This window comes from Alkanindiges illinoisensis DSM 15370 (assembly GCF_000619845.1).
GTDB classification, from domain to species: Bacteria; Pseudomonadota; Gammaproteobacteria; order Pseudomonadales; family Moraxellaceae; genus Alkanindiges; species Alkanindiges illinoisensis.
Genome location: NZ_JHUX01000003.1, coordinates 1,722,099 through 1,746,237, shown reverse-complemented (window position 1 = coordinate 1,746,237; position 24,139 = coordinate 1,722,099). Strand labels below are relative to the sequence as shown.

20 protein-coding genes, 1 tRNA gene, 1 other RNA gene and 1 pseudogene are annotated in these 24,139 nt (G+C 42.2%); 17 read left to right on the top strand and 6 right to left on the bottom strand.

Going from position 1 to position 24,139, the window contains the following annotated elements; genetic code table 11:
• Positions 1 to 22 precede the first annotated feature (22 nt).
• From dcd to Q337_RS17245, 7 genes and pseudogenes are all read left to right on the top strand, one after another.
• Positions 23 to 592 (top strand): dCTP deaminase, encoded by a 570-nt coding sequence (dcd, locus tag Q337_RS0108670; RefSeq protein WP_026471260.1) that lies wholly within the window; start codon positions 23 to 25, stop codon positions 590 to 592.
• 380 nt (positions 593 to 972) lie between these two features.
• The gene (locus Q337_RS0108665) at positions 973 to 2,364 is read left to right on the top strand and encodes a hypothetical protein (RefSeq protein ID WP_026471259.1); all 1,392 of its coding nucleotides are present in this window, start codon (positions 973 to 975) and stop codon (positions 2,362 to 2,364) included.
• A gap of 9 nt (positions 2,365 to 2,373) precedes the next feature.
• On the top strand, positions 2,374 to 2,970 hold the full coding sequence (locus Q337_RS0108660) for a DUF6160 family protein (RefSeq protein ID WP_026471258.1): 597 nt from the start codon (positions 2,374 to 2,376) through the stop codon (positions 2,968 to 2,970).
• A gap of 26 nt (positions 2,971 to 2,996) precedes the next feature.
• The gene (locus Q337_RS0108655) at positions 2,997 to 5,309 is read left to right on the top strand and encodes a DUF6160 family protein (RefSeq protein WP_026471257.1); all 2,313 of its coding nucleotides are present in this window, start codon (positions 2,997 to 2,999) and stop codon (positions 5,307 to 5,309) included.
• A gap of 257 nt (positions 5,310 to 5,566) precedes the next feature.
• Positions 5,567 to 6,667 (top strand): hypothetical protein, encoded by a 1,101-nt coding sequence (locus Q337_RS0108650; protein ID WP_156935740.1) that lies wholly within the window; start codon positions 5,567 to 5,569, stop codon positions 6,665 to 6,667.
• Positions 6,668 to 6,841: 174 nt separating this feature from the next.
• Entirely contained in the window at positions 6,842 to 8,359 is a 1,518-nt protein-coding gene (locus tag Q337_RS0108645; RefSeq protein ID WP_026471255.1) for a hypothetical protein, read from the top strand.
• A gap of 198 nt (positions 8,360 to 8,557) precedes the next feature.
• Positions 8,558 to 9,853 (top strand): annotated as a pseudogene (locus Q337_RS17245) (hypothetical protein).
• Positions 9,854 to 9,907: 54 nt separating this feature from the next.
• Here Q337_RS17245 and cysN read toward each other — a convergent pair.
• The 3 genes from cysN to smpB form a co-directional block, all read right to left on the bottom strand.
• Entirely contained in the window at positions 9,908 to 11,521 is a 1,614-nt protein-coding gene (gene cysN, locus Q337_RS0108635; RefSeq protein WP_026471254.1) for a sulfate adenylyltransferase subunit CysN, read from the bottom strand.
• A gap of 122 nt (positions 11,522 to 11,643) precedes the next feature.
• A complete protein-coding gene (gene cysD, locus Q337_RS0108630) occupies positions 11,644 to 12,552 on the bottom strand; it encodes a sulfate adenylyltransferase subunit CysD (RefSeq protein WP_026471253.1) in 909 nt (302 codons plus the stop codon).
• A gap of 307 nt (positions 12,553 to 12,859) precedes the next feature.
• Positions 12,860 to 13,339: an SsrA-binding protein SmpB gene (gene smpB, locus Q337_RS0108625; protein ID WP_026471252.1), complete on the bottom strand. Its 480-nt coding sequence runs from the start codon at positions 13,337 to 13,339 to the stop codon at positions 12,860 to 12,862.
• A 155-nt stretch (positions 13,340 to 13,494) separates the two neighbouring features.
• On the opposite strand from smpB, the gene coaD reads away from it, so the two are divergent.
• The 4 genes from coaD (at position 13,495) to Q337_RS0108610 (ending at position 14,901) form a co-directional block, all read left to right on the top strand.
• Positions 13,495 to 13,986, top strand: coding sequence for a pantetheine-phosphate adenylyltransferase (gene coaD / locus Q337_RS0108620; RefSeq protein ID WP_026471251.1), 492 nt, complete (start codon positions 13,495 to 13,497; stop codon positions 13,984 to 13,986).
• A 39-nt stretch (positions 13,987 to 14,025) separates the two neighbouring features.
• Positions 14,026 to 14,298, top strand: coding sequence for a YfhL family 4Fe-4S dicluster ferredoxin (locus Q337_RS0108615; RefSeq protein ID WP_026471250.1), 273 nt, complete (start codon positions 14,026 to 14,028; stop codon positions 14,296 to 14,298).
• 57 nt (positions 14,299 to 14,355) lie between these two features.
• Positions 14,356 to 14,719: RNase P RNA component class A (gene rnpB, locus Q337_RS18365), an RNA gene on the top strand.
• Between the two features lie 105 nt (positions 14,720 to 14,824).
• Positions 14,825 to 14,901 (top strand) — tRNA-Met (locus Q337_RS0108610).
• Positions 14,902 to 15,213: 312 nt separating this feature from the next.
• On the opposite strand, the gene Q337_RS0108605 is transcribed toward Q337_RS0108610, so the two are convergent.
• Entirely contained in the window at positions 15,214 to 15,429 is a 216-nt protein-coding gene (locus Q337_RS0108605; protein WP_026471249.1) for a hypothetical protein, read from the bottom strand.
• A 38-nt stretch (positions 15,430 to 15,467) separates the two neighbouring features.
• Here Q337_RS0108605 and Q337_RS0108600 point away from each other — a divergent pair, with 38 nt between their 5' ends.
• The 4 genes from Q337_RS0108600 to Q337_RS0108585 all read left to right on the top strand — a co-directional run bounded on the left by Q337_RS0108600 (position 15,468) and on the right by Q337_RS0108585 (position 20,066).
• Complete coding sequence (locus Q337_RS0108600) at positions 15,468 to 17,651, top strand: sensor histidine kinase (RefSeq protein WP_026471248.1); 2,184 nt, start codon at positions 15,468 to 15,470, stop codon at positions 17,649 to 17,651.
• Positions 17,652 to 17,795: 144 nt separating this feature from the next.
• Positions 17,796 to 18,404: a BLUF domain-containing protein gene (locus Q337_RS0108595; RefSeq protein ID WP_084494765.1), complete on the top strand. Its 609-nt coding sequence runs from the start codon at positions 17,796 to 17,798 to the stop codon at positions 18,402 to 18,404.
• Positions 18,405 to 18,817: 413 nt separating this feature from the next.
• Positions 18,818 to 19,294 (top strand): KGG domain-containing protein, encoded by a 477-nt coding sequence (locus Q337_RS18355; protein WP_051526681.1) that lies wholly within the window; start codon positions 18,818 to 18,820, stop codon positions 19,292 to 19,294.
• Positions 19,295 to 19,781: 487 nt separating this feature from the next.
• Entirely contained in the window at positions 19,782 to 20,066 is a 285-nt protein-coding gene (locus tag Q337_RS0108585; RefSeq protein WP_026471246.1) for a hypothetical protein, read from the top strand.
• A gap of 320 nt (positions 20,067 to 20,386) precedes the next feature.
• Here Q337_RS0108585 and Q337_RS0108580 read toward each other — a convergent pair whose 3' ends face one another.
• Positions 20,387 to 20,626 (bottom strand): hypothetical protein, encoded by a 240-nt coding sequence (locus Q337_RS0108580; protein ID WP_026471245.1) that lies wholly within the window; start codon positions 20,624 to 20,626, stop codon positions 20,387 to 20,389.
• A 79-nt stretch (positions 20,627 to 20,705) separates the two neighbouring features.
• Entirely contained in the window at positions 20,706 to 21,569 is an 864-nt protein-coding gene (locus Q337_RS0108575) for an MBL fold metallo-hydrolase (RefSeq protein ID WP_026471244.1), read from the bottom strand.
• 566 nt (positions 21,570 to 22,135) lie between these two features.
• Between Q337_RS0108575 and Q337_RS0108570 the strand changes: the two genes are divergently transcribed.
• On the top strand, positions 22,136 to 22,987 hold the full coding sequence (locus Q337_RS0108570; protein WP_026471243.1) for a DUF6502 family protein: 852 nt from the start codon (positions 22,136 to 22,138) through the stop codon (positions 22,985 to 22,987).
• Positions 22,988 to 23,169: 182 nt separating this feature from the next.
• Positions 23,170 to 23,898, top strand: coding sequence for a hypothetical protein (locus Q337_RS0108565; protein WP_026471242.1), 729 nt, complete (start codon positions 23,170 to 23,172; stop codon positions 23,896 to 23,898).
• The last annotated feature ends 241 nt before the right edge of the window (positions 23,899 to 24,139 follow it).

Below are 24,139 nucleotides of genomic sequence, written 5' to 3'. Positions count from 1 at the left end.
TAAACCATATCTGGGAAAATCAATGAGCATTAAATCGGATCGCTGGATTCGTGAAATGAGCGAAAAACATGGCATGATTGAACCCTATGCCGACAATCAGGTGCGTCTGGATGGCAATGGACAAAAGCTGATTTCTTATGGTGTGTCCAGTTATGGCTACGATGTGCGCTGTGCGCGTGAGTTTAAAGTCTTCACCAATGTACATTCAGCCATTGTCGATCCCAAGAATTTTGACGAAAAAAGCTTTATTGATATTGAATCCGATGTTTGTATCATTCCACCTAACTCTTTTGCCTTGGCACGTACCGTTGAATACTTCCGCATTCCACGTAATGTACTCACCATTTGTCTTGGCAAGTCTACCTATGCGCGCTGCGGTATTATTGTAAATGTCACACCACTAGAGCCAGAGTGGGAAGGCCATGTCACACTGGAGTTTTCCAATACCACCAACCTGCCAGCACGTATTTATGCAGGTGAAGGCGTGGCACAAATGCTGTTTTTCGAAAGTGATGAAGTTTGTGAAACCAGCTATAAAGACCGTGGCGGCAAGTATCAGGGGCAGATTGGGGTAACTTTACCTAAAGCCTGATCCTTGACCAGTGTAGTGATAAGAAGTAAGGGTGGTGATACCATACATTCACCCCCTTATTTTAAGGGAGTTTTAAGAAAACTCTTTCTATATTAGCTTCAAGGATAGATGGAAAAATAACCCGACGAGCGGTTATGTTAATTAAGATATTGTTTTTAATGAAATTAATTTTGAAAGTAAAAACAAAAGACTGCTTAAATTAAAGCGATCAGCAAAACATTTTTGCATTTTGCCAAATAAGCCTCATAATATAAAGTGTAGTACTGTATACCGTACTATAGACATCAAAAGGAACAATAATAATACCTTTGATGTATGAGGACCAAGAGGATTGAACTGCTTTAATGCAGTATGGCAATTAAGAAGGAAGGCTAGGTAGCATGTCTCATCTACGTTTACGCGTTAAATCTGGTTTTAGACTCAGTGCGTTGGCACTATCCATCGGCCTTTCTTTAATGTCGTCTCGTGGTTTTGCACTTGAAGCACTGGATGATGATAGTCTGGCCGATTCTACAGGTGAAGGGATTGCTTTTTTGCCAGAAAATGCCTCAATACGTTTAAATGGTGCTGATACAAATAATAGTGGCGCTGGCACTTATGATACTGGTTATATTCGCCTGATTCCTGTAGGTCCTTTAACCGCTACCGCTGCTGCCAGTGGTGCGGGTAAAGCCGATGTCTTTATGTATGGTTTGGCAATTTCTCAGTCTAACAAAGCCTATAATGCAGCACGAGATAGTACCGATACAAACTCCAGATTTTCCAGAACAATTGATTCATGGGGAAGTGCCATCAACCCATGGCTTTTGAAAGTAACTACAGATAGTGGTATTCCTAATTTTTCCACAACAGACAGTGGCACCTATAGCGTAAGTTATTTAAATCTGGAAGCACCACTATACCATGCCAATATTGCTGGCCTTTCGGATGCTGAAAAAAGTGCCTATAACCTGAAACTGGGTTTTTGGGCTGATGCATTTGTGCGAGATCCCAGCGTTGTTGAAAATATGAGCGCAACAGGCACACAATTTAATCTTGGTGGAGCTGGCCGTGCCAACCGTCTCCGGTTACAGGCGATCTGGGACGGATTAAGTATTAATGGCAGCAATATAAAAATGTTCCAAACGCTTGGTGGAGCAACTAACACTGGTGGAATGAGTACATTTTATAACAATACCTTAGGCTTATCAGGTTTATTACGCTTTAATAGTAATGATGCTGGCGTTTTACGTTTGAGTACCCAGGAAACAGCTACTTCAAGTAATTCAGGTTTATTGGATACACCAGCTATTAATGGCGGCGTTGCACCAACCTTTAATGACAAGGAAGGTATTTATATTTATAAACCCAATATTAACTTAGTACTGGGTAGTTTATATCAGCCACTGGTACTAGGCACTGATGGGCAAAATATTACTTTGGAAATTGCCAGAATTCCAAATAAGGCAAGTATTTATAATCAGATTTATACCAATTATGCCAACCCTGCAGATACTACTTACTTAGGTTCAACCTGTAGTCAGTTTTACTGTGGCAGTAAGGTTGATGGTGTGGCTAATGCAACCTACCAGGGCAATAATGCTACTCATAGTAGTATTACCATGGGTGATGTGGTTTATAACAATACCAGTCGGACAATCACTGCCAGCACCGCTGCCGATGCAAAAGGAATTACCTTTAGTAATGGTACAGGCACAACTACCAATTTAGGTTCAGCAGTCATTGATGGCTTGTTGATTCAGCATCTGAAGTTTACGACTAAAGGCTTATAAGGATATAAGATGAAAACCGTAATTTTATTATCTTCTTTATTGCTGTCAGCTTCAGTGAATGCTGCACTTGAGCCACTGAATAATACCGACTTGCAGCAAGTTGAAGGGCAGGCAGGTGCAGATATCAGTTTGAATTTATCCTTGAACCAGTCTAGTCCTGGCGTTTTTGATACCACGTTATGTAGTGACCTAAAATTCTGTCGTCTGGGTATTGCATTAAATAATCGTTCTACGACTGATGGAAAAAAGCTTTGGCTAGTGTTTAAAGGGATTCAGGGGACGATTAATATTCAACAAGTTGCACTGGATGGTGTTGACCTTATTTACGGTTCGACCGTTAAACCTGCTATCCAGTTAAGTTTTAATCCATTAAAACCGATTCAGTTCCGTAATGTTGGCTTTAATTCAGTGTCTATTGAAACAGATACCGTTGCGAATGAAGGGGCAGGTAATATTCCTGGCTATTTGGCCACAGGGACATATACAACTGCAGGATTTGATGCCAATCGCGAAAAGGGTTTTACCGGCCTGATGATTAACGGCAATCTTTCAGTAGCAGGTACTATCAAAATATTCAGTTGTGACAGTTCTCATCCACGCTGTTAATAAATATTGGTTCAGGGATTATGGCCATGACATTTAAAAATGTAACTTCTCGCAAATTTGCATTATCTACTTTAGCCAGCAGTTTAATGATAATGCAGCTGCCTGCGTACGCGTTACAGGAAATGAATGAACAGGATATGCGCAAAATAGATGGTCAGGATGGCATCTATATTGGCACTGAATATGACCGAATTGATGTTGATAAGGTGTATTGGGAAGATAAAACCGGTACTGCCGGAAATACTGAAGAAACCTTGCGCGGTTATGCCAATGGCATTTCTATTACGCCGGCTGTTGCAGGACAAAAAATCGGAACAGAAATTAAGATTAATACGGGTAGTAACGGGACTACAGCTGGTATAGATCTGGATGTAAATTCAACCTTAGGTACTGTAGCTGCTGATAGTTTTCAGATCTGTAATGGATCAGGTGGGAACTGTGGCCCCAGTATTGGTAGCATGGCAATCCAGTCCAGCACACCCGTACAGTTTCATTTAAATAGCCAAAATGGTTTATTTAGTGAAGCTGGCCAGGCTGAATTAACCTTGGGCCTAAGAAATATCAATATTTACTTGGGTCAGAAACAAAGCGCAAGTGTTACCAATCAGTTGATTATGAGAAATTTTAATTTTAATTTCTATGGTAAAGGTAATATGTTTGTTAGCGATTCTGGAGGTTTACGCTTACAAACAGGTTCAACCGGGTATGTTGATTTTACTCGGGTTAATGATCCTCAATATACAGGTGGTACTTTTGGAGGAACGAACTCTGGTTTAAATCTTGAGTTTATGCATAAGTCCAATGTAACTGCTGGTACTTATAATACAGATAATGCCAAAGGAATTATTCGTGCGGGTGCTAGTGGCCGCATGAAAAATGCTTATTTAGTTGTTCGTGGTACTGATGCACGAGATGTAGCAAATCCTGCTCTAGGGTTTGCATCTAATAATGCAACTAGCCCGACCAGTGGTACCAATGCCAGTATTATTGGCAGTACTGGTATTGCAATAAGAATGAAAGGTGAATTTACACGGGATGCTGCAGATGCAGGGGGCGGATCACCTACTACATTAGAGTTGGGCGGTGCAGGTAAGAATGCGTATGGTGTGGAATTTGGTAAATTAACACCGCTCTTAACACGTACAGCAGTTAATGGTGGGTTAAATACAGGTCGTGCATATTTTGACAGTGGCGATGTGTATATTAATCTTGCAAATACAAAAACTTTGAACATGCCTGCCAACGATGTCCTAAATACATCCAAAATTGGTAATAGTGATTACTTAACAAAAACAACTGACTATACCCAGCAAATACATGGTGATGCTACTAATCCATATAGCGTGGTTATAGGTGTCCGTGGTCTTGAGTTCCAGGCGTTAGCACGGCAAGCACGTTTTATTGCAAGTAATGATATTACTGGTGCTGCAAATATACCAACCACCACTGTAGGGCAGTGGGGTATTGGCTTACCAATCTATAATTTAAATGCCAATATTGCTACCTATGGAACAACCTATACTGGTTTGTTGCCAGATGGCACAAGTGTTACAAATTCTGAGCGCTTGGGTTTTGCAGCTGCATTGAGTACACAAGGTGTCAATAAGGAAGTAGGTAGTACTGGTTTGGATGCCAATGGTGCAATTGCCGGAAGTAAAACCACATCTATCTTTTTGATTGATGGTGGGCCAAATGCCAATGATGGTAATAATCCAACCGATTATTATTTTGGGTTGCGTAATATTGATATGTATCTCAAAGGATACGGTAGTATTGGCGTAGAAAATGGCAAATTGAACGTAAAATTACCCAATTTATTGATGGCGATGTCGGCAGAGATTGCTGCAGGTTATTTACCAGGCGCAAAATCTAAAACAGTGGGTACGAACTATTATTCGCCAATTAATAATTTCCTTCAGAAAACTGATGTACTGTTTGGTTTGAAAATTAAACTAAATGGAGATATGAATTTTGCTTTGGTTCCTAGTGAAGCAGGTTCTCTTTCAGGCCCACAAGATGGAGCTAACCGTTTAGGATTTGTTGGTTCCTATTTGGTAGATAGTGGTGCAATACAGATTGTAGAACCAGTTGACGGTTCGATTCTGGGATTGGATAACCTATCAGGTAGAATTGGTTTTGATAATGCCATTGTAGTTAACAAGGATAATGTTGGCTTTAATTTTGGTCTTAATTTTAATCCAAATAAACTAGCTACAGAAGTTTTCCGTGTAAAAGATATTAATATGTATCCTTCCGGTGGAAATGCTCAGCGTTTAGGCGAGATGGTCATTACTGGCGGTAGATTAAATGCCAATATGACAATTGTTCCGCGTAATTAAATTCTAGATTTCTAATTTTATATGAGCCGGATCTATAAAGATTCGGCTTTATTTTTAACAGTTATATAATTAATTTCTATAATATTATTTACTCATTAGAATGAATATTTTTTCAATAAATCTGCTTAATTTAGGAAATATGAATCATAAATGGATAAATTTTACTTAAGCTAAACAATACGGCAGCATGAGTCCACCTTTAGTACAAGTTCCTGCCCTAATATCACTCGTCAGATGGAACATTGGATGAAGGAAACATGTCTGGTATTAAGTCAGTAATGTTAAGTCGTACAATAATAATGAGTAGTATCACTTTGAGCTTAAGTATGCTTGCAGTAGAGTGTTACGCAGCATCAAACTTAAAACTATTAAATGATGATGAGCTTTCCCAAGAAACAGGTCAGGGATTACTAAATTTAAATTATATTGCACCAAATCAGTCAAGTAATCCTAATACAGATATAGGATTTTATCGATTGGGCGTTGAAGGTGAAATTGCACTAAATGCCAACGTTAATAAGTTACAGTTAGGCTGTGGTGGCTCCAAAGGCGTTGGCTGTGATATTGACATTGACCAGGTACGTCTTACCGGGGTTGATGCAACAAGTGATACTGATTCTGGGCCAGGCACTGACTTTTTATTAAATAATCCTTTTATTGAATTTGCCATTAAAAATCCTGATTCTGCATCTACACGTGAAATGGTAGGCCTGCGTTTAGGCGCTTTATCAGCATTAGGCAAGATGAGTTTCGGTAGTAATGCCAATACAGCATCATTAAGTGATGATACAGGTATTAATAGCTTAAGTGGTGATATTGGTGTCACAGTAACAAATGCTGTATTAAATAATGTAAAAGCTTGTACTTTCCAGCTTTTTGGAGGGTGTCAGCTGGCTTTAAGTGGTTCTGCAACTGTAGCAAATTATGCAACCACATTGTTAGCCAATCGTAGTTCTAGCTTTAATTTGACTGGCATGAGTGCGAAAGCTTCTTCAAGCTTATTAGGTTTAACATTATCCAATGTAAACATGAATAACATTCCTTATAGTACTGTACACCAGTTGATTGTAGCTAATGCTGATGGTACAGCGACTAGCAATGCGTATTTATCATTACAGAGTCAAGCTATAAATTGGCAAAAGGTGGGGGATGGCACTTGGAATACCACAGCAGCACAGAAGGGTTGGTGGTTATCTATTCCTGAAACTCAGGTTAGTAATTTAACGATTACTCAGGAAGTCCAATTAGGCTTGATTGAAGCGGGCAGCGGTGCATTAGGTATTCCAGTAAATCTAGATGCAGTAGATTTAGGACAAACTCCAGTGGACAACTGCTATGGAGGCCTAACATTTTGTTAGAGTATATATAATACTATAGACTTTATTTATTAGAACATAAGAACCAAGTCTTATTTTTAATAATACAGGTTATGATATGTAAAAAAACATATCATCTATCGTATTCTTATTCCTATTTTGGTCAAAATTTGTTAAGTTATTGTGATCCTATCTCCATATTCAAGGATAAAGAATATGTGGCAAACAATAATTAACTTAATAGTCTATATTAGTTTTACTATATTAAGCATTAGTAATACAGTCTATGCAGATTCTACTTTGCAAGCTTTAGATGACGAGGCTCTTGCAGCTGAAACTGGGCAAGCTTTATTCAACTTGTCTTATTTAGCGCCTGGACAAGCTGGTAATCCTATGACTAGTGGGTCAGGAATAGGATTTTATACTCTAGGTATGGAAGCTGAATTAAGCATAAATGCTAACATTAAAAAGCTCCAAGCAGGTTGTGGTGGTATAAATGGTGCCAATGGATGTGATTTAGATATTGATAATTTTTCACTAGGATGCATTGCTAATAGTGCTGGTACATGTATTTCTCTTCCTAAGACAGGAAATCAAATTGATGGCGCAGTAACTGATAATTCAATAGCCAATCAGTCACAGATGAAAGATTTTGTTTTAACAAATCCTTTCTTTCAATTTGCTATTAAAGATCCTGATACTGCATCTACTCGGGAAGTGGTAGGAATTAGAATAGGTGCTTCTAATGTTAAAGGCCCCATGAGTTTTGGTCAAATCAATAGTTTCAGCGGATATTTAACAGTGACCGCTAATCTTTCAATGATTGGTGGTGATAATGTTGCTGTTACATGTCGTTATCCAGCAAGTTGTATAGCTCCAGGCGCTAATACTTCTGGAATTCGTAATAATGGAGCAAGCAGTTGGGGTGCTCCTCAAACAGGAAATATTTTTACAGGTGTTCGAGGCGGAAAAGGCACGCCTTCTGGAGGATATTTAGGTTTGGGGGATGATATGATTTTGGATATTGGATTAGCTCATATCCGCTATCAAGAAGCATTGGTTAGTTATCAAACGGTTAATCGTACTGGCATTGGAGTATTATTAAACGGTAACCGTCAAACCCAAGCTCAGTTAGCAGGTATTAATTTAGCTGGTGTTGTAAATAGTATCGTGTATGGAAATACTGATGGAAGTACGACAGTAGGAGCAAGTCCCCTAGAATTAAGTGACTCTGATGCAGGAGCTTTAGTTGGAGCTTTTGGACCTACATTATTGCCTTTATTACGTGGAGGTATCGCTGATCAAATTAAACGACAGCTAGCTCAAGGTTTATTAATTTATAATTCAAATTCGACAAGCAATCAGACTACTATTAATGGAAAATCAGATGAACAAATTCATGCTGATTTGAATAGTTATATTCTTCCTTATAATGTATCAAATCTCCATCAGGCAAATGTTGATTCACCTCTATTTGGGTTATCTTTACAGCAACGAAGTATCCAGTATCCCGGTTATGCAGCAGCTGTAGCTAGAGGTTGGTCGATGTATATGCCAGATGCATTTACTTTAAATATTAATAGTCCTGTGGCTACTCAATATAATTCAGCTGGTACTATCACTCAACAAGGTTTAATTAATAATATATTGCAAAGTAGTAATGCTCGTGATGGGAACATTGTGGGCTTGGAACCTGCTTATCGTACTTGCTATGGCGGAATAACCTATTGTTAGTTATAGTAAAAAAGCGGCATTAGCCGCTTTTTTACTTTTTGTAATCATATAGGCAAAAATTATAGATTAAATATAAAAAGAGTCTTCTTATGCCAATTTGATAAAAATCAAAATTTGCTATTGTATAAATAATAACCCACTATCCCAAACGGAATGGTAGATAAAATGATTCTAAAACGGACAGGGCTGAGTGCTCTCATGCTTATAAATAGTCTGGGAGTAGCTTATGCAACTACTACTTTGCATCCTCTCAATGATGAAGAACTTGCCGCTCAATCAGGTCAAGCTTTATTCAATTTGTCTTATTAGGCACCTGGCCAGACTGGAAATTCTAACTCAGGAATTGGTCTTTATAAGTTAGGATTAGAGGCAGAAGTAGAATTAAATGCAAATATAAAGAAACTACAGTTGGGTTGTGGAGGAGTTAACGGAGCAGGCGCCTGTGACATTGATATCGATAATTTAAGCTTAAGTGGGGTTTCTGAAACGAGTGATGGCCGAGCTAGTTCTTCAGCCGTTCTCACCAACCCATTTATTCAATTAGCGATTAAAAACCCTACAAGTGCATCTACTAGAGAGTTAGCGGGCATTAGGTTAAGCGCTGAGAAAATCATTGGCATGTTAACTTTTGGTACAGAGAATTCTAATCAGCTGAATGGTATTAATCGGCTAAGTGGTTACCTGGAAGTCGCGCAAACTACAGGGACGGCATTGGTGAATGGCTTTGGTGATAGTATGGTAGCGGGGGAAGCGGCTAGAGGTCAGTTAAAGCAATCTGATGGGTATGATGCAATTACTGGTAAAGCTTGCTGTGCGCTCTTCATCCCTCTAAACTTTAAAACAACTGCTTATAATTTGAATCTTCGTGACAAAGCTACAGGTAGTAATATCTTAAAAGGTGATTTAGATTTACCTCAGCAAGCCATTACTGGAAGACGAATAAATAGTGCTACTTTATATGCAACTGCTACGGTGCGAGATATTGACTTAAGTGGTACTCTTAGTGCACAAGCTGCAGGATTCATCGGCCTAAATGATAAGACAACAACAGGACTTATTAAAAATTTAAAAGTAGATGCAACTATTAATGAAAATTTAGGTCTGTTTCACAAGATTGATTTAAATGGCACTCCTGCCTCGTTATCATTGCAATCGCAAGATATTAAATGGCCAGGAGCAAAATCTGTGGCGCAGCGAGGTTGGTGGCTGGAATTCTCTAATCCGGTTGAGATAGGTAAAATTGATCCTGTAGAGACAGTTGATATTCCAAAGGCCACTTTAAATGAAGCTTTTAGACAAGTAAGTAACTATCTGGATGATAATCCCGTGCAGTGTGGAAAATTAGCTGCTACAAGCTGCCTTCTGGGCAGTGCCATTCCAGTGGGTACAGTCGATTTAATAAATGCTCAGCATGCTTCTATGCCGTTAAATAATTTACAGTTAGTGAAACAAGATTTTGCTCCAAACTGCTATGGTGGTCGTACTTTCTGCTAATTATTTCATTTTAATAAAAAAGCGGCCTAAGCCGCTTTTTTACTACCTTCAGGTTTATAGCCTGACAAATTCAACAATTTGCTCAACTGCTTCTTCAAGCACTGTTGCTGTCACTGTGGAGTCAGCCTGAGCTTGCTCACTTATTAATACGGTGATGCCTGTATTGCGCAGTAAAGCAGCTTCATGATCATTCAATTTAGCAGTAGCAATAGAAACAATACCGCGCTGCAATAACTGTCGCTCTAAAGCTTCAGTTTGACCAAGCAAGTTAGATGGCAATGCTAAAACTGCGGGTTTTTGACCCAGACGGGCTGCACGCTCTTCAGCGCTGACTGGACGCTGTTGATCAGACAGTTGCACTGAATCTTCAATCATGCCTGCGCCAATAGTGACGTTGCTCAGGCGATCAATAAAGATAAACGCGCCGGTATAACGGCTATCGGCATAGCGATCAAAAGCAATGGGCGCGTCAAACTCCACCACTACATCGGCAATACCATTGAGTTCAACCTGCTCGGCAGCATTTTGTGCCAGCGTGTTCACATCAACGCGGTAGTTAATCTGGCTGACAATGGCTGGTACGCTTTGAGTACCAACCTTAATATTATACAGCTTGCCTTTAACCAGTGGCTGTTCAGTCATCCACACTACAGTGGCCCGTACCGCACGTGAAATCAGCGGTGCACTCTCGGCATGGGTAAGCATGTTGCCACGGCTAATGTCAATTTCATCATTCAAAGTCAGCGTAACAGCTTGCCCGGCAAAGGCCTGTTGCAGGTTACCATCATAGGTCACAATTTCCTTAACAGTGCTGCGCTTGTTTGATGGCAGCGCTACAATTTCATCACCCACGCGCACCGAGCCCAAGGCGACAGTACCCGCAAAACCGCGGAAATCCAGATTTGGACGATTCACGTACTGTACGGGGAAGCGGAAATCACGCTTGGCCGTATCCCGGTTGATCTGCACAGTTTCCAGAATCTGCATCAGGGTCTGGCCGGTATACCATGGCGTATGTTCTGATGGGTTAACCACGTTATCGCCCTTCAATGCAGACATCGGCACGAAGTGAATTTCACTGGGCTTGCGGTTGCCTAACTGGTCAACAAAATTCAGGTAATCCTGTTTAATTTCATCAAAACGAGTCTGGGAATACTCCAGCAAGTCCATTTTATTGATTGCCACAATAATGTGCTTAATGCCCAGCAGGCCAGCAATATAGCTGTGACGGCGGGTCTGGGTTTGTACCCCATATCGCGCATCAATCAGAATAATGGCAAGGTCACAGGTAGAAGCACCAGTGGCCATGTTGCGGGTGTATTGTTCATGTCCCGGCGTGTCAGCAATGATGAACTTGCGTTTTTCAGTGGAGAAATAACGGTAGGCCACATCAATGGTAATACCTTGCTCGCGCTCAGCTTGCAGGCCATCAACCAGCAGCGCCAAGTCAGGAGCATCACCAGTAGTACCCACTTTTTTACTGTCACGGGTAACGGCTTGCAGGTGATCTTCATAGATCAGCTTTGAATCATACAGCAGGCGGCCAATGAGGGTGCTTTTACCATCATCCACATTACCGCAGGTTAAAAAGCGGAGCAGGTCTTTTTGTTCATGCTGCTTTAAATAGGCCAAAATATCCTGGCTAATCAGCTCGGACTGATGAGACATTCAAGTAACTCCAAAAATTCTATACGGTGGCTTCTACACAATGGCTATACGGCAATCAGAAAAACAGTAGCGTGGCATTCCATGTGATGCCAGCACCAGTGTTTTTCATTAGGCAATTTTCATTAGAAATAGCCTTCCTGCTTTTTCTTTTCCATTGAGCCGGCTTCATCATGGTCAATCATGCGGCCCTGGCGCTCTGAACTGGTGGTCAGCAGCATTTCCTGAATAATTTCAGGTAGCGTATCTGCGTTAGATTCAACCGCACCCGTTAATGGATAGCAGCCCAGCGTACGAAAGCGCACCGATTTCATTTGAGGCACTTCACCCTCGCGAAGTGGCATGCGCTCATCGTCCACCATAATCAGGGTGCCGTTACGCTCAACCACCGGACGCTCGGCTGCATAATACAATGGAACCAGCGGAATTTGTTCAAGGTAGATATATTGCCAGATGTCCAGCTCAGTCCAGTTAGACAGTGGGAACACGCGAATACTTTCGCCCTTGTTCACTTTGCCGTTATAGATATTCCACAACTCAGGACGCTGATTTTTGGGGTCCCAGCGATGCTTGGAATCGCGGAAGGAATACACGCGCTCCTTGGCACGGGATTTTTCTTCATCACGACGTGCACCACCAAAAGCAGCATCAAACTGGTATTTGTCCAGTGCCTGCTTGAGTGCCTGCGTTTTCATGATATCGGTATATTTGGAGCTGCCGTGGGTAAAAGGGTTGATGCCCGCTTCACGACCTTCCTTGTTCTGGTGAACAATCAGCTCAAGCCCCATTTTGCTGGCCATTTGATCACGGAAGGTAATCATGTCCCTGAATTTCCAGCCGGTATCTACATGCAATAGTGGAAACGGGAGTTTGGCCGGGTAAAATGCTTTCATGGCCAGATGCAGCATGACCGCAGAATCCTTGCCAATGGAATACAGCATCACCGGATTATCAAATTCGGCTGCAACTTCACGAATGATGTGAATGCTTTCAGCTTCAAGCTGTTTCAGATGTGTGAGTCTTTCCTCAGTCATTTATTTACCCAGCAAGGACTAAATTTTAAACGCAGTATTGTAACACGTTTTGTCTTGGGCTATGGCGGCTTTTACAGGAATCAGACTCAGATAGGCTGATAAGTGATATTGATAAAACTGCTAAATGCGCGGGTATTGATTAATTTTGGTTAGAATAATAGGGGTCAGAGAACTTAGAGATCATTTTGAAATTCGTCTAGCCAGAGAAATTTAAAAATAAAGGTTTCAGGAAATAAAAGAAGTAGATAGTCAGTTGAAGGTTAAAACCATGAGTGTAATAGTAAGGCTGATCCAATAAAAGCGGTGCTTAGGCAGTCCTAAACACACGCTGTTTTTCACGCGACCAGTCCCGATCTTTTTCGGTTGCACGTTTATCATGCAATTGCTTGCCTTTTACCAGCGCAATTTCACACTTAACCAAAGCACCTTTCCAGTAGCACGCCAGTGGTACACAGGAATAGCCCTTTTGGTTGACCGCACCTATCAGTTTTTCGATTTCACGGCGCGACAATAAAAGCTTGCGGGTGCGATTGGCTTCAGGAACTACATGGGTTGAGGCAGACAACAGTGGCATGATCTGGCTGCCGAACAAAAATGCCTCGCCATTTTTAAAAATGACATAACTTTCGGACAGGTTCATTTTGCCGGCACGTAGGGATTTAACTTCCCAGCCCAGTAGCGACATACCAGCTTCAAATTTTTCTTCAATAAAATAGTCGTGACGGGCACGACGGTTCTGGGCAATCGTACCGCCCTGATGCAGTTTTTTAACAGTGGCTTTATTCATATTCATCAAGAATCCAATAAGAACACTAGTTTACCTAATTTTGGCGGCTGGCTTTAGTTAATTTTGGTTATAGCATTAATCAATCATGCTGGCTTCGCGTTAAAAACAAGTTTTTGCTAAACTAGGGCAAATTTATCGGCAACCGAGCATAAGCAATGGCCACTAAAGTACTTTATCCGGGCACATTTGATCCTATTACCAATGGCCATGTTGACCTTGTTGTGCGTGCCTCCAAGATGTTTGATGAAGTGGTAGTCGCCATTGCAGCAGGTCATCATAAAAATCCGGTCTTTAGTCTGGAACAGCGGGTTGCACTGGCACAGCAATCATTAAGTGATCTTAAAAATATCAAGGTGATTGGGTTTAGCGGCTTACTGGTGAATTTATTTCAGGAACAGCAGGCAACCGCAGTGCTGCGTGGTTTACGTGCGGTGTCTGACTTTGAGTATGAATTTCAGCTGGCCAATATGAACCGTCAACTGGATAGCCAGTTTGAATCGGTGTTTTTAACCCCATCCGAGCATTTGTCTTTTGTATCATCGACATTGGTACGTGAAATTGCCCGGCTTAAAGGTGATGTCACCAAGTTTGTGCCTAAAGTCGTATCTGAAGCCTTTGCCCAAAAACATGCACAAGGTGGCTGGTAAAAAAGGCAAGTAGTTTTACTGATAAACCCGGGATAAACCATGGCCTTAAAAATTACGCTGGAATGCATTAATTGTGATGTGTGCGAGCCGGTTTGTCCCAATCAGGCCATTTATATGGGTGAGGAGATTTATCAGATTGATCCTGACCTGTGTACCGAATGCGTGGGACATTTTGATACGCCACAATGCCAGCTATTTTGCCCCGTAGACTGTATTCCGCATGACCCTGAGCATGTGGAAAGTCGGCAAGCGCTGATGCAAAAATATGAAGGGTTGCAGGCTTTGCAAAATGAGCCTGCAAAACCCGAGTAAAAAAACCTTTGAAAAGTAACAGCGCAAGGCTGTTTTTTTTGTTACCATGCGCGCCTTGAAGTGAGTTGGACGGTCGCTGCTGTGGAGGTCTTCGTGACTAAAGCAGGGGAGGAAAGTCCGGGCTTCATAGGGCATGGTGCCAGGTAACGCCTGGGCGGTGAAAGCCGACGGAAAGTGCAACAGAGAGCAGACCGCCAGCTTGCTTAGGCAGGTTGGTAAGGGTGAAAGGGTGCGGTAAGAGCGCACCGCGTGTCTGGTAACAGGTCACGGCATGGTAAACCCCACCAGAAGCAAGACCAAATAGGAATCCCTTGGCGTGGCCCGCGTTGGATTCGGGTAGGTTGCTTGAGCGTATTGGTGACGATACGCCTAGAGGAATGATCGTCCTCGACAGAACCCGGCTTATAGACTCACTTCAAGCCTGATTACTGAAAACAATTTGGTTTATTTGCCTGCTTTTTATGCGCGCACGCTGAAAATAGGCTTGACGGCAGTCGAAGAAATAATGATAATGCGCACAGTTTAAGGCTATGTAGCTCAGTTGGTTAGAGCACAGCACTCATAATGCTGGGGTCGCAAGTTCGAGTCTCGCCATAGCCACCATTTTATAGGTCACTCACCCGAGTGACCTTTTTTTATGCCTGTTTTAAGCCGTCTCAAATAGGATCAAAACCCTTGCTGTTAAAGCGTTTCAATAAAATCGTAATGGTATCGGGATCTTAATTAGAACTTTTTTGCTGTCTCATTCAGCCTCAATAAATCTCAACATAGATTAATTTTTTGGTATTGCCGCAACTGGCGAAAGACGGCAGAAGCCGCTTTTGACAAGTCACTGGTCAGTAGTAGACAGTAATTCACTGATAGGCGCAGGGGTGTTATAGCTTAAAACTTACCTCAGCCATTGTTTAATAAGGCTTAAGCAATGACATCAGCTGGGCTTGACCATTGAACAAACCCCCGTAAATAACCAGCATGAATATAAGCCCCAGCAGGCAATGAAACATGATGTCGTTGGCTTTCATACTGACAGGCGCTTCCATTAATCAACTCATCCATTATCATAACGATTTTATGTTTAATAAATAAAACAGTTTTATCCAGATTGATAGAAATGCTATCTGTTTTATTCATTATTTATTTTATACAAGGTAAGTGGGGCATACCATACAATGAACAAAACGCCTTTTATTGTCATGTGGAGTATTCTGCTTGCCGGCATAGCAATGACATTATTTGTGGTTAACATCGCCTTAAATCAGCCCTGGTTTGGTTTTACGTTAACGCTGGATCAGCAGCATGTGGTGGTGGATCGTATCAATAAACCACTGGTGGGTGTACAGCGTGGGCAAGTCATCCAGTCCATTGCCGCCGCAGATGGCCAGAACAGGATAATACTGACCAGACAGGATGTGATAGAAGACCCTGACCAGCTGGAAACCTATACGCAAGGAAGGCAGTTTTTTGTCCGTCAGCATCACATCGCAAGCCTGCTACGCCAATCGCACATCACTATGCAATTTGCCGATGGTAGCCGTATGCTGCTGAATGTAGAACCCAGTCGGCCATTAACAAGTTTGGCTGCTGTATTTTGGGTGCAAATGCTGGTGGGACTTTGCAGTTTTTTAATTGGCGGCTGGGTATGGGGCATGACGCCCAAGCGCTATACCACGCTCATCCTGTTTATTGCTGGTTGCTGCATTATGGTCGCTGCATTTTCAGCAGCCATTTATAGCAGTAGGGTACTTGCCTTACCAGCGCCTTTATTTGAACTGTTATCCAACGCTAACCATACCGGTGCCGTACTGTTTAGTATTGCACTGGTGTTGCTGTTTTCCAACTATCCTAGCGCCCGCCTGTTGCCTGCTGGCTTGCAAATTTTGTTTGCGGCCAGCGCATTCTGCTGGTGGCTATGCGATATGTTTAAGATGGTTTTTTCAGGGCCTCCAGTAGGTGCCTTTATGCCAATGCTCATTGGCATGAGCCTGATGCTGCTTTTGAGCTGGCTGCAATACCGCAAGGCAAGATATGATCCGGTTACTCAGGCGGCCTTGCGCTGGTTTGCTTTGGCGATTGCGCTTGGCGCAGGTGTTCCTGTGCTGCTGATGAGTATGCCAAGCCTGCTGGGAATGCAGGCAGCAATGTCACAGGGCTATGCTTTCCTGTTTTTTCTGCTGATTTATGTCGGGGTAGTGCAGGGAGTAGCACGTTATAAGCTGTTTGAACTGGAAGGCTGGGTATTTCGTATCCTGTTTTACCTGTTGGGCGCTTTCTTGCTGGTGACACTGGATGCCCTGCTGATTGTAGTGACGGCCATTGATCAGACGCCTGCATTTGCAATTTCTTTGTTACTGGTTGCCCTGATTTACCTGCCACTACGCGATATGCTGGCACGGCGATTTTCCCGCCGTCGCTCGATAGACCGGGAAAAGCTGTTTCAGCAGGTGGTCAGCCTTTCTTTAAGCCCTGCCGATAATCAGACTGTTAGTGCCTGGCAGCAATTGCTGAAAAACCTGTTTAATGCCCTGCATGTTGAGAGTGAACAAAACGTATCACCAGCCGATATGCCGCAGGTGCAAATTAAAAATGAAGGAATAACACTGTGTATTGCTGCAATTGGCTATTTGCCACAAACACAATTGCATTATGCCGCAGCGGGCAGACGCCTGTTTGCTGCTAGTGATCTTGCCTTGGCAAATGAGCTATATCATATGCTGCACTATGCGCTACAAGCCCGGGATGCCTATGATCTGGGGGCCAGTGAAGAGCGCAGCCGGATTGCCCGTGACCTGCATGATGATATTGGCTCAAGACTGTTATCAGGACTGTATCAACAGGATATTAAACAGACCAAACACATTATCCGGCAGTCCATTGCAGATATGCGTACCATTATTAGTGGCATGACGGGTGCAGGTCTGGCGCTTGAAACAGTGGTAAATGCGCTGCAGCAGGAGATTAGCCAGCGCTTGCAGGAAAGCCAGATGACGCTACAGTGGCATACTGATATTGAAGATGGATTGATTCAGCTCAATTATCAGGTCTATAAAAACTACAGTTCGATATTGCGTGAGTTGATCACCAATCTGATCAAATATGCAGAAGCAACTGCGGTGTCCATCCAGATTACTTACAAGCAGGGCAAGCTTTACACTTGTCTGGCGGATAATGGTGCTGGTTTTAACCCTGAAACGGTAAATGGAACAGGACAACAAGCGGGCAATGGTTTGGCTAACCTGCGGCAACGGATTATCTTATTAAAAGGTCAACTGGAGTTTCAGGCTGCTAAAGCGGGACAGGGAACCGAAGTGCATCTTATGGTTCCTTTAGCCTTATGCAATACAGAAAATGTGTAATGCAAACAATAGTGGAAATGACATTGTAATTCGTAAAACTGATACTTGAGTCGTGATTTTAGTATAAAAAATAATCAATATACTAAAGAGGTGCTGTATAATACAAAGCAGGATAATTTTATCCTCATACCTTCAAGGATTCTAATGCCGCATTATACGAGACTATCGTATGCGAGCACCTCCACAGCTTTACCTTCCATGATCAGAGAGCATTTGATTACCCTTACAAAAGATGCTGAGAAACATACCGCCAGTGGAGAAATGGCGGGAATATTAATATATGGCAATGATTATTTCTTTCACTGCATTGAGGCGCCGGCTTCCTGTATTGACAAGATTTATGAAGATGCAATCCAGGGATCTTTTTTTAAGGAAGTTAAATTATTAAAACGCGAGCTTATTGATGAGCGCTGGTTTAGCCATTGGGAGGTTAAATATTTTTTAAAAGAAGAACGGTTAAAACAACTGTTTTTAAAATATCAGCTTTCAGAGTTTAACCCTTATCGCCTGGAAGGCGCTTTACTTGATGAGTGTCATGCCTTGCTTAGAGAGTATGGGAAAATGATACCCGGCAATCATCTTCAGCATTTCGATAGACAGAGTCAGGATAAAGAGGCCAGCGCAAAACAACAGCTGGAAACCTATTATCATGCCTTGGCGTTTATTGCATTTATTGTGCTGCTCTTCCTGCTTTGCTTCATCTTTTATCATTGTGGCGTCTTTAATGGCCAGAGTGTAAAACCCATGTCTTAAATTAACAGGGTATCTTGATTTATAGAGATACCCGTTTTGTGGGTTTAATAGTAATGAATCCTGCAAATAGCCAATATAAATAACCAGCACAAATAGCTAGAACAACGTAAAAGCAGAAGCCAGGTTTGAGGGATTTTTCAAACTTTCTTAGTGCCTTCGTGTAATGCTTTGGGCCGTATTTGTATTTAATGTAAGGCAGCGCAAATTATTGCCCTGTGATAAAACAGCTTAACTAACTAAACCTTCTGCCTATTTAGATTGTAACAAGATAAGCCTGCTTACCTTCTTTACCCAGACATTGCCAAAACAGGTATAAGGTCTTATTTGAACAACAGTGTAAGTGGGCAAGGAGCGTACCTTGGAAAGACCAGAGTAGCTGGTTAAAAACTTAAACAAACTAAGGTAGGTGTAATGTGGCTAATCAATCCAATAATCAAGGTAATAATCGTGGTAGCAACCAGAATAGTAAAAATGATGACAACCGCCAGGGCAATCAGCATCAGCAGCAAGGCGGTCAAGGTCAGCAACAATCTGGTAGTAACGGTGATACCTCCAACCGCGGCTTTGCCAGTATGGACCCAGATCGTCAGCGTGAAATAGCCAGCGAAGGCGGACGTGCAGCTCATGCCAGTGGCAATGCCCATGAGTTTAGCGCTGAAGAAGCCCGTGAAGCCGGCAGCCAGAGCCATAAAAATGATGGCAACCAGGGTGGTCAGCAAACCCAAAGCAATAGCAGTGGTGGCCAGCAGGGCGGCCAGGGCGGTAGTAACCAGCAAAGCCAGAGCAATAGTAATAGTAATAGTGGTAACCAGCAAGGTGGCCGTGGGGGCAATAATGCCAACCAGCCTCGCGACGAGGATGGCCAGTTCACCAGCAAGCAAAACCGTTAATTACTCATTTAACATCAGTACTTTATTCTTTTTTGTAGCATAGCCATCCTGACAGGTGGTTATGCTTCCAATCTCTATCTAGCACTCATGTTTCCCATAATAATCATTATAGGGAGTGCTAGAGCATGCCTACTAAAGTCCGCTTATTTTTAATAATCAGCATTATTGTATTTTTCCCCCTGACAGCAAATGGGTCGCCATTAGCTCCGGAGAAACACTGCCATTTATTCAGCGATATAGTAATTGCCAATTGCGTCAAACAGGGCAAGCTGGGCACAAGGTGCGCGTCCAGACTCACTAGTGGCAAGCAGGAGTGTTTAACCCGGAATCAGCCTTCCCTGCAACAAAGACTACAAGACCTCCCCACACCAGAAAAATCCCTGGGAATCCTTACACCTGTTCCCACGCAGGCTAAGTCTACTACTGATTAAGTTTTTAACTTACAGCTCGCATTTCCCTTAATTTACAATCAATGGATGAGTCCAACATGAACAAAGATGATGACTTACTGCGCAAGCAGGCATTGCTTCACCAGCAACAGCAACAACAGCAAAATGAAATTCCAGTACAACCTGAGGAAAAGCCCGCCCATATTGAGGAAATAGAAGCGCCACGCGCGCTAGACGATGCACCAGAGGAGGACGCACAGCCATTAGAGCAAGAACAGGACATTATTCCGATTACACCTGTGCTCAGTCAGCAGCCTAACCAGCAACCAGCGGAAAGTGAAGATAAGGTTCAGCCCAGCCCGGTTGGCCGCCATTTGCCTTAGAAATGCGAATGGCTGAGCTGGCAATACTTGATTTGGAACGCACCGCCTTATTAAATAAGGTGAGTGTCCATAATGGATCATACTAGCAATTGAACAAACCAACAATTGATCAAAATAACAATTGATCAAACCAATAATTGATTAGGCCAGCTCAGCAGCGGTTACTATTTTTTCTTACTTTTCTTACTTTTCTTACTTTTCTTACTTTTCTTACTTTTCTTACTTTTAAATCAATGCCTAAACACCTAATGGAGGCTCAATAGTTTTAATTAAAGTAATGAACCCTATGCAAGATACTTAAGTCTTCCAATGAACTTATCTTAGCTAGGCTTTGCCACTACCACGCCATAGATTCGCGCTAGGGGCTGTCCATCATAATCTTCCACTAAACTGGCTCCATTGATTTCCAGTACTAAAACCTGATCACCGGACTTTGGCACCAGATCACAATTGATATAAATTAATTCGCCGCTAATCACCGTACTAAAAATATGCGAATGTTCTGGGTGCTGAGTTGTTTGCATGGTGGTTGCCGAAGCATTTTTGCTTTCCAATGTCATTATGATTACCTCTTTACAGCGAAACGACTATCAGGCCCGAACGACTCAAACTTAATCACCCGTAGCTTGCCATTATCAATTAAACGGCTGAGAAAAACGCAGGTTCTATGGCTGGGCGTTTGGCCAGACGCTCAAAGTCATGCACATCGTGTGAGCAAAAAATATCAATTTCCTGACTGTGTGAGGCGCGTAACTGGCGCAAGCGATCCTGATTACCCAGACGTGCTGGCCGGTCTTTTTCCAGCATAGTTTGATAAAAGCGCAAGCCTGGGGTACAGCAGGGTTTTACCGGGTTGATCTCATCGTGATAAAAATAAGCATCGGCAGCATTGAGCAGCCATTTATCTTCGGATTGAATGGCAATCCCGGCATGGCCAAAGGTATGGCCGCGTAAAGGTACAAATAAGATTTCCGGTGGTAGGCCCTCTAAATCACGGACTGTTTCAAACCCATACCAGTTCTCGCCAACCCCTTGATCATAAACACGCCATTTGTTCTGATAGTGCCACTGCTGTGGCCGGAAGCGCTGTCGATCCAGCCAGGTTTTTTGGGCAAGGGCATAGTCACGCTCATCTCGCATCATGTGCACCGTGGCATGTGGGAAGTCATCAAGACCCCCGGCATGATCAAAGTCCAGATGGGATAACACAATGTGCCTGACATCACGGGGATCATAGCCCAACCGTTCGATTTGCCGGATTGCTGTCATTTCTTCCCGAAATTCAGGCTTAACCAGAAAACGAAAAAACCAGCCAAGGCGGGTGCGCGGAGAGGCAATATCCTTTAAACCAAAGCCGGTATCTACCAGCACCAGACTGTTGGCAGTTTCTATTAATACACAGGTACAGGTTAAGCGACCACGTAAATGCCCGTAGGAAAAACCATCCATGAGTGCCCCGCCCAGTGGACAGGTTGAAATACTGTTCAGGTAGTGAATACGCATGAAGCTTAACCTTTTTTAAAATCCATCCTGTTTTTATCATGCTGAGGTTGGCTACTCAGTGTGAGTTGCTTAAAAAACAGCTTATGCAAGTAAGGGAATGAATAATTCTTGTTAAGGTACAGGGCTATAATAAGTAGTGAAAGAGCTTAACTAAAACAGGCAAGGGTTTCATGCAGTTCGTGCAAACCAGAACTATAGCAGTCAGTAACGTGCCGAGCCGACGCTAGGCTATTAAATAGGATCGTTAATACTGAGCTTATCTTTCCATGTATAAGTTTGATCGTGTTTGTAATAAATAAGAGGATAGCTTTTATTTCAGACTGGTATCCATTTTTATGGATTACTTAGACGATTGGGCCTACAAATGAGTTTATAATGTATTTTATCTACACTATTATACTGCATTGTAAAATATAAGTTAATTTGGTTTTGGGAATTATGTTGTCTTATGTCATGTTCCCAGAGTGAAAATTATACTATGCTATTGTTTTGAGCAATTTAATTGTTTATGGATCTAATTTTTAGCATGTCTATTCTGTAGCTTAATTTAATCTTCATAGCAGCTTATGAGAAAACTATTGAAAAGCATTTTAGTTAAAGAAGATAGCCTATTACACGGGTTATCACATGAAGCAGAAAACACTTTAGAGCATGCCGTGATCATCATGCAGGAGCTGGCACGCTGGTTGATTAAGTCCGGGATAGGATATACAGAGTTCTCTGCAGTGCTAAAACCTGTTTTTTATAATGAAGCTATTCGGGAAATTGAAAGACTCAACCAGAAAAAGACAGATTCATCAATTAGCCTGCTTTCTGGACTGAATAGACGGGATGTCAGCACATTACGACATAATAATAATGAGGTGCACCAGCTCATTCAGCATTTTACCGAGCCTGCCTGGGCGATTAGTGTTCCTGCCAGGGTGGTTGGCTTATGGATCAATGATGGCTTACCTGAAAGTATTCCCTTGTCTGGCCGTGAGATGAGTTTTGAAAGTCTGGTAAAAAAAGTATCTACAGAAAAGCATCCCCGTTCAATTTTACTGGAACTAAAACGCATCGGAATAGTCAAAGAGGAAAACGACAGGGTTATATTGCAGACCAATAGCTTTACACCGTCTCCAGAAAAAGATGAGTTAAAGCAGCTATTTGCGGCCAATATCACTGATCATCTGGCAGCAGGGATTCATAATGTGGTCGAAAAGGAAAATAAGTTTTTAGAGCAAGCGATTTTTGCAGATGAATTAACCCTGAAATCAATTGAGCAGCTCAAAGAAACCAGCATTAAATTATGGAATGAGATGTCCAGGCAGATTCTGGCAGAAGCCATTGAGTACTGTAGGCAAGATGAAGGTAAGCAGGATGCTGTTCTTAATTTCCGCTTAGGTATTTTTCAATATGATAATAGTGATGAATAAGCGGTTATTGATTCCATATTTATGATAAAAACTGCTTCCATTATAAGCATGCCGCTTTTAATGGCCGAAGAAAAGGCAAGCCAGACAAGCGATGTTTGATTAATGCGCTGGGTCTGATTGTTCAGGTAGCTGATTAATTGTCATTAATTTTACATTAATCGAATGTATAGTTGGGAAAAGTGATGCAGGCCACAAAGTTTTATTTCCTAGTTTGTAGTGTATTATTTTTATCGGGCTGTGGCGACGAGAATTCGACTGCGGGTGTAAGTCTGGGAGGTTCTGGTACAGGTTATCCTCAACCGCAGCCTCCCATAGATATTCCAACTGTGCCAAACCCATCGCCACCTATTGAACCTTCATCGCCGAATGAACCACCCCTTGAGCCAACGCCACCTGTTGCTCCGGCACCAGCGCCGCCTCCGCCACCACCTATTGTTTCCAAACTTAAATTTGTTAATCCTGGGGTAGTAAAGCAGCGTTGTGAAGGTATTGAGCGTTCGATTCAGTTTGAGAGTATTGAGACAGGTGAGTTGCTGGAAGAAAATGTGAAGAAGGCAGTTTTACCGCAGCCTAATACAAATTCTAACAATATGGCGGTGCGCATGTCTGTGTGCAATGTAATGCCAGAAGCAAGATTTGAGCATGTAAGCTCATGTACTAGTCCAGTTAAATTATTGGATTTTAAGGGTGATGTAATGCCAGCTCAGGCCAATTTTACGTGCTCATCAGGTGAAAGCTTAGTTGTTTATCAGCCTTCCGAATGCAAGGTATCACGCTATGAGTTTGCTGTACCAACGCACACTGCACAGTGGTACTTATCTTATGAAAGCAGCTACTCAAATAAAGCCACTCAAAGTAATCTGAATTCATGTTTACCGATGATTTATCGGTTTAGCGTTGTGGCAGAGTGATAGAGAAGTTATTATCTAATGATAATAACTTCACAGCAATTCAATCATGGTTTTAAGGCTACTCTAAGAAAGAGCCATCGCATGTCCCGATGGTGCAGCTAAAGATAAGAATAATTATCATTAAGTACAAAAAGCATACAGAGAATTTAACATTTATCCAATAAAAATGTTCAATTTGCACATATTTTCATTAGAATGCCCTTGCTACACCTACATTCTCTTCACGATTAGAGATGCAAAC